We start from the raw sequence: 10561 nt of genomic DNA, 5'->3' as shown, positions 1-10561 counted from the left end.
TGGGGGACTTTGAAATCCTGTTCCCCCCAAAGTTGGGGGGCTAGGGGGGCTAGATACATTTTTCTCCCCGATCAGATTTTTGCCCCCTAAATCCCCCAATCCTGGGGGACTTTGAAATCCTGTTCCCCCCAAAGTTGGGGGGCTAGGGGGGCTAGAGGAATCACCCTTCAACAAATCCTCTAAGGTTTCCGCATCCCTGCGCTCAACCAATCCAAAACCGCGAAACTCTCGCTCAATCCCATCATAATAACCGTGATGATAAGCATAGGAACGGACCATTTTGGAACCCGAAATCAGATCGAAACTTTCCGTCTTCTCCACCACCTGCACCGGAAACGGTAAATTAACAATCCAAGGGTTACCCTTCTTTTTATCTTCCAGGTAAAACTTAGTGGAACTGCAATAGGTAATAGTGGATTTTGACCCCAGATTGTTGTTAATCTCATTTAACAAATAGGGTTTGCGACGCTGACAAAAATCGTAACACCAGTGGCGGGGTTTAATATGGTTGTCGCTAAATACCAAACAAGTTGTACCATTGCCATAGACATCCGCAAAACGAATTTGATTTAACTGTTCCCACTTACTCGGTAAATAAATAGTTATCGGTTCACTAAAACTATTCCCACTTTGGTTAAACCAGATCTGCACCCGGTCGGAATGGACATAAATCAAGTCAGCCGTACCAGAACCATCCAAATCTGCGAGAAATAACCGTGAAGCGTCCATCTGCTTGCCAAAACGGGGAGCATGATCCAACAGCACCCGCTGACCAAACTTGCCATAGCCTAAACTTGGCCAGCACTCCACCATGCCATTAGTAACGCGCACCAAGTGCTGCATCCCAGTGCCAAATATATCCGTAAATTGCCAAATTTCCTCTTCTGACCCCTTCCGAACCAAAGGAATGTCATTTTTCTTATTTCGACTGAATGGGCTACCAAAGCCTTCTTTCCCTTTACCTGGATAAATCCAAATGCGATCGCTATCCATCCGCAAAATATCTGTTAAGCCATCCCCTGTCATATCCAACAGTTGATTATCTGGGTGGCTAAAGTCCGTTGGAAAAGAGGGAAACGTCTGGAAACTCTGCCAAGTGCGATCGCTATTCGCCTCATAATAGCCAGTAGTCGTTCCCCTACTCACCACCAAATTCATTTGACCATTTCCGGTCAAATCCATCAATCGCTGAGTAGCCCCCTGCACATTGCGTTCAATGGGGAAAGCTTGGGGAGTTTGGGGTGGGCTATAGCTGACTGCTGCTCCATCCTTTCCGTTTTCCTTGGCTTCCGGCTCCCAATAGAGAGTGGTTTTACCGTCACTGTAGAGAATTCCCGGAATACCTTCCCCGTATAGATCAATCAAAGAATAATTCGGAGGTAAATCTAATCCCGGTAAAAACTCACCCTTTTCTGACAACAGAGGCTCAAAGGCATGATTTGTTGGTTTAAATTCCGTATAGTTAAACTCCAAAGGCGGCAAACTTTTGGTTTGATATTTGCCATTTTCATAGCTATAGCCAACAGATTCAACCCCAGTCATCAGGCTAACTATGGGCGTTTCTTTATAGGAGAAACGAGTCGCTTTAACCAGGATAGGTTCACTACCAAATTCTGCTTCAAAGCGATGGAACATCAAGACGCTGCGACACAGCCGATGGGTACGGATTTCAAACCCAGCATGGTAAGTTGAAAAAGAATCTTGGCGATTAGTCCATGATTGAACAGGAATATAGGGGTTGTCGGAGTCTAGATTATACTCGCCATAATCAAAGACTACTTCAAACAACCATTGTTCTGCCTGATTTTGCCCTTCCTGAAAGGGAGTAACATTCCCGTACTTGATTCGTTCAATATATTTATTCGCAGTTTGGCTGCGGTTTACTTCGCAAAGGTCATTTGGTACATTATCTATATTTTCTGACTTGTATTCATAGACAACGCGATCGCCTGATGGATTAAACGTTTCTGATAGCAGCCATTCAAAGATATGACTAGGATTTTCCGAATCAAAGATTCTACTATTCTCGGTTTTGCCAAAAATACTAGTAACATTATCACTACTAACTATCCGCCAAAAAGAATCCCCCTCCGGTGCAATCCACTGTTCAATCTGGGCAAATAATCCTTCCGTGCGGGGACGATAAGAGATAACCGTATATTTGATATTGTTGCTAATCCTCTCACGCTTACCCCCTACAATGGGAACTAAATCATCCCCATTAAAAATTAGAAAAGTATCAGAGCCATCGTATTGTGGCAGTCCCTTTGACGTTTTGCGAGAAATATTCGGGATAGAAAGATTGAACCCCAAACCAAAGCTTCCGTTCCCACTACCAGAACTGTAATCAACGCTAATTTTTGGCTCAAATCCGCGACAGGAGGAGGTCCCAATCGGAATAGACAGGGAAGCGGTTCCAGTGAATTCCGAAGCTTGAAATGTTTCTCCTATACCTTGGATTGCTCCTCCACCTTTGGGGAGAGAAAGCTGAGTCGCAGTGATTTGGTTTTCCATAGGGGTAAGTTTTAGAGTTTAGGCATTGTACTCTTGACCCTGATGCTGATTTTAATCTTGTCCTAAATATTACAGCATTGGTGTTCTCTATAAACCAGCACAAAGTTCAGGTTTATACACCACAAATACCTATATTTTCAGCACTATATTTAGGTCAGCACTATTCTTTTTTTGCTGGCGTTTATACACTAGCAATATTATCAACAGAAGTGTTCATTTCTGTAACAATACTTTACACTACTGGCTGTAGTGTTGTTAAGGAGGAGCTGGTTAGTCTAGCGTTTTTATTTGGGTTGTAAACCCACAAATTGCTGAAAAAGGCAAGAGTAAAAAGGCAAAACGCAAGAGGGTAAAGAGATCTGTATTTTTCTTTTTTAATAAAAAAATACCTCCTAGGTTTACATCTCATCTATAAAGGCTATAGATATTTTCTATTCAGTCACTCCCTACACCGAATCGCCTTGGGCGAACAACTGGTTAACCTACCCTACACCGAACGCCTTGGGCCAACAACTTGCTAACCTTGGCCAAAAGGCCACGCTACGCGAACAACTTGATAACTTGCCAACCTTCAACTTTCTAACCTTCAACTTTCTAACCTTCAATTTGCCAACCTTCAACTTGCCAACTCTTCCTTATATCCCATGACTTTTTCCAATTACCCAATGACGGCGGAAAAAACGGGAAAGAGCAGACTCTTTTAAGGATAAATAAATGGGACGCCCGTGGGGACAAGTGCGAGGGTTTCTAGTCTTTTTCCACTGATCTAATAACTGCTGCATTTCTGACAAGCTCAGGGGGATACCATTGCGAATTGCACTGCGGCAGGCAGTTGCTACTTGAGCGGTTTGTAAGTCTCCTCCTAAACTAAGTTCTAATAGGGCTTTGGCACAATCGTCTCGCTGACGCAACAGTTCTGGTGCATTCCGTACTGCCCACAGCTCTTCTCCAAAGGGGTCAACTTCTAAACCAATGCGCTGTAGTTGTTCAACCTGCTTAGGGGATAACTGCTGGAGAATGATGGGAGGTTCTAAGGGGACTAACTGCCAGCGATCGCATAATTCTTCATACAACACCCGTTCATGGGCAATGTGCTGTTCAATTAACCAAATACCGGTGGGATGCTCTGCTACGATATACATATTATGAAGCTGAGCCACGGCTCGCAGTTGGATTAGCCCAATATCATCGGTTTTGCTATCAGTTTTGTCAGTAATTTCTTGAGTGGCTGCTATCCCTTGAATTGAACGACTGGTGGTGTAACCTCCTCTAGCTTCCGATGTTTTGAGTAACTGTTTTACCCTGTTCGAGTGAATCGCTTCTGGGAGAGTGGCTGGAGTGATTCGCAAAGCGTGCTCGATAGCTTCAGCAACTTGCTCTTGCCAGTAAGATACCGAGTGTAAGTAAATTTCCGTCTTGGCTGGATGACGATTCCAGTCGATTTGACTCGGACAAATCCGCAGGTGCAGGAAACAAATGGGATAGCGATCGCGAGGCAAGGTTCGAGCTAATGCTGTGATCATGGTTTGTTCCAATTCATGCGATCGCACAATTCGTCCATTAGTCGCTACCTTTACCCAGTCTGGACGTCTGCGATGGCATCGATCCGGTAATCCTAACACTAGCTCCATCAAACCATTTCCGACATTTCCCTTGGTGCTTTTATCCTGTTCTTGCTCTGTTCCCTTTTCCGGTATCGGCACCTCTACCGTTAGGGGCTGCAAATCACTTTCCTTTAAGTGCTTGATAATTTGAGGCAGAATCTGTTGGGCAGTATGACCAGGACAAAGATTAAACCATGGACGTCCATTTTGCTCCACTTGCCAGCTCACCCTAGGATGACACAGAGCATGTTGATGAATAATGGTTTGGACAGCACGCAACTGTTGTGCCATCGCCGGTAAACCCTGGCGACGCACGGGCAGCTTACCAAATAAGTTAGACACGATCACAATCGTACCGGGTGCGATCGCAGCAGTTTCAATCTGACGCAGTTCACCTTGGGAATTATAAATTACTCGCCACCCCTGACTATTTCCTGGACATCGGCTCAAAATTTCTAACTCTGCCACAGCCGCCAAACTATGCAACGCTTCCCCACGAAATCCCAAACTAGTAATCTTCCACAGATCATCACTACTAGAGATTTTGCTAGTACTGTGGGCAAAAGCCGCTTTTTGTAAATTCTTGACCTCCATCCCTGTGCCATTATCTGCCACTCGTACCCGCCATTGCTCAGTCCACAGGGAAACGGTAATCCGAGTTGCCCCAGCATCAAGGGAATTTTCGATCAGTTCTCGCACCACTGCGGCTATTGAATCAATCACTTCCCCAGCAGCAATTAGATGAACTACGTTTTTAGGTAGGGTTTGAATAATCATTTCAGGGAATCGGTAAATAGGCAAAAGGCAAAAGGCAAAAGGCAAAAGGCAAAAGGCAAGCTAGCAATAGTAGGAAAGAGAGCCAAGGATTTTTTAGTTTCATGAGAAATCATGATTTAGTTTAATGCTATATTTGGCAATGCTATAGTGAATTTTAAAATCATTTTATACACAAGACAAATAACCACAAACAATATTACCATAAATAATGTGATTAAACCGATTGATCGCCTTGATCGTACTTATGATATACAGTTATATTACCCCTATTCCCTATTCCCTATTCCCTATTCCCTATTCCCTAACGATCAACAATGAAGCAACAACCACAAAAACCCCACTACTCCATGTGTCAGGGATTCCGTATTCCCATGGGATTTCCGGTAACCTGTTTTGAATCTGGACTCAGTTACAATGCTGAACCAGAGGATAACTTTATTGTTACTTATCCCAAATGTGGCACAACTTGGGTTCAACATATTGTCTGGATGCTCAACCATGATGGCGAACCCCTACCTGTAGGCAAAGACATCAATTTAGAAGTACCTCATTTAGAAGAAGTGGGTGCTGATTTTGTGGCAGCCATGCCATCACCAAGGTTTATTAAAACTCATCTTCCTTTCTCATACACCCCTTACTGTGCTGATGCCAAGTATATCTATATTGCTCGCAATCCCTTTGATTGTGTTGTTTCTTTTTATTACCATACTAAAGGGTTTGTGAAGCACTATAATTTTGCTGAAGGAACCTTTAATGATTTTTTTGAATGCTTTATTGAAGGGGAAGTTGAGTGGGGTGATTATTTCGATCATTTACTGTCTTGGTATGACCATCGCCAGGATGACAATGTTTTGTTTATCACTTACGAAGCTATGAAAGCTGATACTCCTAAACATATTCGCAAAATTGCTAAATTTTTAGGGAGTTCATATTTAGACAAACTAAATAATGCTGAAATTTTCAATAGCATTCTTAAACACACCAGTTTTACCAACATGAGCCAAGACCAAAGTCGGTGGTCGAGTCAGCGACCTAAAGAAATGACACCGTTTATCCGGAAAGGAGAAATCGGAGATTGGAAGAATCATTTTTCTGAGGAACAAATAGCCCGTTTATCTGATAAATTTAGAAATAAGACTGCTGGAACAGACATAGCAATGTTGTGGGCTGATTTGATTCCCAATTAAAACCAAACCAATTTTAATAATCCTGATTACACAGGAATGTTTACCTGTTCAAGAGTATGTTAGCATTGTTAATGCCTAATTCAGATCCCCCTAAATCCCCCTTAATAAGGGGGACTTTTGAATCTAATTTCCCCCTTTTTTAAGGGGTGTTAGGGGGGATCTATATACCTAATTATAAAAGTAAAATTCTCCCTGTTCCCTGCTCCCTGCTCCCTGCTCCCTACTCCCTAAAACCCAGAAAAAAGTACCTCAACCAATTGAAAACTGCTACACATGGACACCTACGAATATCAAGTCGGTGGTAGTTTAAAATTAAATGCCCCTAGTTATGTAGAGCGTCGAGCTGATGCTGAACTTTATAACGCTTTAATTAGGGGTGAGTTTTGTTATGTGTTCAACTCCCGACAGATGGGGAAGTCTAGCTTGCGCTTACGGATCAAGCATCGACTGCAACAGGCTGGTTTTAGCTGCGCTTCTATTGATATGACCATAATTGGTAGCGAAACTATTACTCCCCAGCAGTGGTACAAAGGATTAGTAGTTGAGTTATTAAGGAATTTCAAACTTTCCAGAAAAGTTAATTTAAAAAATTGGTGGCGTGAACACGATGATTTATCGGAAATCCAGCGATTGAGTCTGGTAATCGAAGAGATTTTATTAGTTAACCTCAAAAGCGAAAATATTTTTATTTTTATCGATGAAATCGATAGCGTTATTAGCCTAAATTTTCCCACCGATGATTTTTTTGCTCTGATTCGAGCCTGCTATAACCAGCGAGCGGAAAATCCTGACTACAATCGCCTCACCTTTGCTTTATTTGGAGTAGCAACCCCTTCGGATTTAATTTCCCAGAAAGAACGAACTCCCTTTAATATTGGTAAGGCTATTGATTTACATGGGTTTACCCTAGAAGAAGCTCAACCATTAGCATCAGGATTAGTAGGATTGGTAGACAATCCCCAAACTATTCTCAAAGAAATATTAGCTTGGACAGGAGGACAACCATTTCTGACTCAAAAGCTGTGCTATCTGGTGTGGATATCAAATCAAAGGGCAATTAGTGGCTCTCTGAGGATTCCCCCTGGTACGGAAGGATTTTGGTTAGAGCAGCTTGTGCGCAAGGAAATTATTGAAAACTGGGAAGCCAATGATCAACCGGAGCATTTACGAACCTTACGGGAACGGATTATCAGAAATGAACAAGGGTCTAGTCGGTTATTGGCACTTTATCAGCAAATCTTACAACAGGGAGAAATTGCTGCGGATGACAGTCCTGAACAAATAGAATTACGGCTAAGTGGGTTAGTTGTTAAACAGCTTGGTCATGAGAACAAAACTTCCCCAGTGTTAAGGGTTTATAATCGTATTTACCAGTCTATTTTTAATCAGGATTGGGTTGAGCAAAAATTAGGGAATCTGCGACCTTATAATCAAGCCCTCAATGCTTGGTTAGCTTCTAATCGTGAAGATAATTCTCGGCTGTTGCGAGGACAAGCTTTAGCAGAAGCCTTAAACTGGAAAGCGGGCAAACGGTTGAGTGTAGTAGATGATGAATTCTTAGCTGCTTCTCAAGAATTAAGCTGGATTGAACAGCAACGGTATTTAGAAGCAGAACGGGCTAAGGAAGCAGAAGCAAGATTAGCAGAACAGAAAAAAAGTGCCAGACGACTCAAGTTCTTGCTAATGGCAGTGGGTACAGCATTGATGGTTTCCACGGGGTTAGGGGTGACCACTTACCTGGGATATAGACGCTCAGCTATTAGCGAAATTAATGCGATCGCAAAATCCTCAGCAGCGCTCTTTGCCTCCAATCAACAATTGGACGCCCTAGTAGAAGCCATCCGAGCCAAGCAACAATTGAAAAGCTTTGGTAACGCAGACCCCGCTACGGAAACTCAAGTAGAATCGGTGCTAAGACAGGCAGTTTATGGGACTGTTGAATATAATCGCTTAGTAAAGCATAGCGATCAGGTTTGGGCAGTTGCCATTAACCAGGATGCTAATCTAATCGCTACCGCTAGTTATGATAAGACCATCAAACTCTGGACACTGGATGGTAAACTAATCTCTACCCTCAAGGGTCATCAAGCTGGGGTTTACGACATTGCGATTAGCCTAGACGGGAATCTGATTGCTTCCGCTAGTGACGACAAAACCGTCAAACTCTGGAAACGGAATAGTCAGGGAACGTTTCAATCCCGACCCGATAAAACCCTCAAGGGTCATCAAGCTGGGATTTATGGTGTTGCCATTAGCCCCGACAGCCAGATGATTGCTTCAGGGTCTGGAGACAAAACCGTTAAGCTCTGGAAAGCTGACGGTACCTTGATTACTACCCTTGAAGACCATAGCGCTACTGTTTATGGAGTGGCCATTAGCCCAGATGGTAAAACCATTGCGTCCGCGTCAGGGGACAAAACCGTTAAACTTTGGGGCTATAATGGGACATTACTAAGGACGTTTCAGGGGCATAATGACCGCGTTTACAACGTTGCCATCAGCCCAGATGGTCAAACCATTGCCTCAGCATCAGGGGATAAAACCGTTAGACTCTGGGGTACTGATGGCACTTTACTAAACACCCTCAACGGCCATAGCGATCGCGTTTACAACGTTGCTATCAGCCCAGATGGTCAAACCATTGCGTCCGCGAGTTGGGACGGAACCGTTAAGCAGTGGAGTGGGGAAGGCACATTACTCAATACCCTACGAGGGCATCAAGATTTAGTGTACGGTGTGGCCATTACCCCAGACGGAAAAACTATTGCATCCGCGAGTTGGGATGGAACGGTTAGGCTCTGGAAGCCCGATGGCATCATCCTCACCAGGCTCAGGGGGCATAGTGATTTAGTTTGGGCAGTGGCCATTAGCCCAGACGGAAAAACCATTGCATCCGCGAGTTGGGATCAGACCGTGAAACTGTGGAATAAAGACGGTAGCCTACAAACAACCCTGAGTGGCCATAGCGCTAGAGTTTCAGGAATAGCGATTAGCCCCGATGGTGAGATGATTGCTTCTGCTAGTGCCGATAACACCATCAAGCTCTGGCACAGAAACGGTAGCTTGCTAAAAACCTTAACAAATCATAGCAGCGCTGTTTTAGCAGTAGTATTCAGCTCCGACGGTGAAATGATGGCGTCCGCTAGTGCTGATAAAACCATTAAGCTCTGGAAACGGGACGGTACCTTAATTAATACCCTCAACGGCCATAGCGATCGCATTTATGGAGTAGCCTTCAAGAAAGACGGGACTCTAATTGCTTCCGGCAGTTGGGATAAAACTGTCAAGCTTTGGCAGCCAGACGGAACCTTGATTACTACCCTCAAAGGACACCATGACCGGGTTTACAGCGTTGCCATCAGTCCCGACGGTGAAACCATTGCGTCCGCGAGTTGGGACAAAACCATTAAACTCTGGAAGCGCGATGGAACCTTGATTACTACCCTCAACGGTCATCAAGCAGGGGTATTAGCAGTAGTGTTTAGCCCTGACGGTAACAGAATTGCTAGCGCTAGTTATGACAAAACCGTCAAACTCTGGAACCAGGATGGAACCCTTTTAACTACCCTGAAAGGACATAGCGATGGCGTCTTAGCCGTAGTTTTCAGCCCCAATGGTGAGATGCTCGCCTCCGCCAGTGGAGACAACACTGTTATTATATGGGATTTAGATCAAGTCCTCGATTTAGACCAGTTATTAATCTATGGTTGCAATTGGATACAAGATTATTTGAAGACCAACTCGGAGGTTAATGATGTTTGTCACCCTTAACTTAGAAAATGTGGATTTTACCGATCAGCAATTTTATCATCTTTGTCAAGTAAATCCAGAGTTACAGTTAGAGCGCACTGCTAAGGGAGAATTAATTATCATGCCACCAGTAGGAGGAATTAGTGGAAATCAAGAAGCAGATTTGATTACTGAACTAACCATTTGGAATCGCCAAACTAAACTAGGTAAAGTTTTCAGTTCCTCCACCATGTTTAAACTACCTAACGGCGGAGATAGATCCCCCGATGCAGCTTGGGTAAAGTTAGACCGTTGGCAAGCTCTTACTCCAGAACAACAGCAAAAATTCCCCCCGATTTGCCCTGATTTTGTGATTGAATTGCGTTCACGGACAGACGCCCTTAAACCTCTACAAGACAAGAGGCAAGAATACCTCAACAGTGGCTTACAACTAGGTTGGTTAATTAACCCTCAGAATCAGCAAGTAGAAATATACCGTCCCAATCAACCAGTAGAAATAGTTGGATTTCCAGTTAGTTTATCTGGAGAAGACGTATTACCTGGATTTGTTTTGACAGTACCTCTTTGAAGAAGAGAGTGTGGGGAGATGGGGAGATGGGGAGATGGGGAGATGGGGAGATGGGAAGATGGGGAGATGGGGAGATGGGGAGATGGGGAGATGGGGAGATGGGGAGAATTATTTTTAAGGGAAATTCCCGGATAATAACCTCAAACCCAGAACATCCCAAC

At 43.8% G+C, this 10561-nt stretch carries 6 protein-coding genes; 4 read left to right on the top strand and 2 right to left on the bottom strand.

Annotated elements, in window-relative coordinates; all coding sequences use genetic code 11:
- Window positions 1–2514: SpvB/TcaC N-terminal domain-containing protein (locus F6J99_RS23905; protein ID WP_293115954.1), on the bottom strand; the 2514-nt coding region annotated here is incomplete at its 3' end.
- A 501-nt stretch (window positions 2515–3015) separates the two neighbouring features.
- Between F6J99_RS23905 and F6J99_RS23900 the strand changes: the two genes are divergently transcribed.
- On the top strand, window positions 3016–3162 hold the full coding sequence (locus F6J99_RS23900) for a hypothetical protein (protein ID WP_158517412.1): 147 nt from the start codon (window positions 3016–3018) through the stop codon (window positions 3160–3162).
- Here the strand turns inward: F6J99_RS23900 and mutL are convergent.
- Window positions 3150–4895 carry a DNA mismatch repair endonuclease MutL gene (gene mutL / locus F6J99_RS23895; protein WP_293115968.1) on the bottom strand — a complete coding sequence of 582 codons (1746 nt, stop codon included), beginning with the start codon at window positions 4893–4895 and terminating at the stop codon, window positions 3150–3152. The genes F6J99_RS23900 and mutL overlap by 13 nt on opposite strands.
- A 314-nt stretch (window positions 4896–5209) precedes the next feature.
- On the opposite strand from mutL, the gene F6J99_RS23890 reads away from it, so the two are divergent.
- The 3 genes from F6J99_RS23890 to F6J99_RS23880 all read left to right on the top strand — a co-directional run bounded on the left by F6J99_RS23890 (window position 5210) and on the right by F6J99_RS23880 (window position 10400).
- Complete coding sequence (locus F6J99_RS23890; RefSeq protein WP_293115952.1) at window positions 5210–6082, top strand: sulfotransferase domain-containing protein; 873 nt, start codon at window positions 5210–5212, stop codon at window positions 6080–6082.
- A gap of 273 nt (window positions 6083–6355) precedes the next feature.
- On the top strand, window positions 6356–9853 hold the full coding sequence (locus F6J99_RS23885; protein ID WP_293115950.1) for an AAA-like domain-containing protein: 3498 nt from the start codon (window positions 6356–6358) through the stop codon (window positions 9851–9853).
- On the top strand, window positions 9834–10400 hold the full coding sequence (locus F6J99_RS23880; protein WP_293115949.1) for a Uma2 family endonuclease: 567 nt from the start codon (window positions 9834–9836) through the stop codon (window positions 10398–10400). Before F6J99_RS23885 ends, F6J99_RS23880 begins: the two co-directional genes overlap by 20 nt.
- Window positions 10401–10561 lie beyond the last annotated feature (161 nt).

The sequence above is a fragment of the Moorena sp. SIO4G3 genome, assembly GCF_010692305.1.
Lineage (GTDB): Bacteria > Cyanobacteriota > Cyanobacteriia > Cyanobacteriales > Coleofasciculaceae > Moorena > Moorena producens_A.
This window is presented reverse-complemented; position numbering and strand designations above follow the sequence as displayed.

Excerpts from the sequence above, each read along its gene's own strand:
- mutL (WP_293115968.1), bottom strand. The coding sequence starts at position 4,895 with ATGATTATTCAAACCCTACCTAAAAACGTAGTTCATCTAATTGCTGCT.
- F6J99_RS23890 (WP_293115952.1), top strand. The coding sequence starts at position 5,210 with ATGAAGCAACAACCACAAAAACCCCACTACTCCATGTGTCAGGGATTC.
- F6J99_RS23885 (WP_293115950.1), top strand. The coding sequence starts at position 6,356 with ATGGACACCTACGAATATCAAGTCGGTGGTAGTTTAAAATTAAATGCC.
- F6J99_RS23880 (WP_293115949.1), top strand. The coding sequence starts at position 9,834 with ATGATGTTTGTCACCCTTAACTTAGAAAATGTGGATTTTACCGATCAG.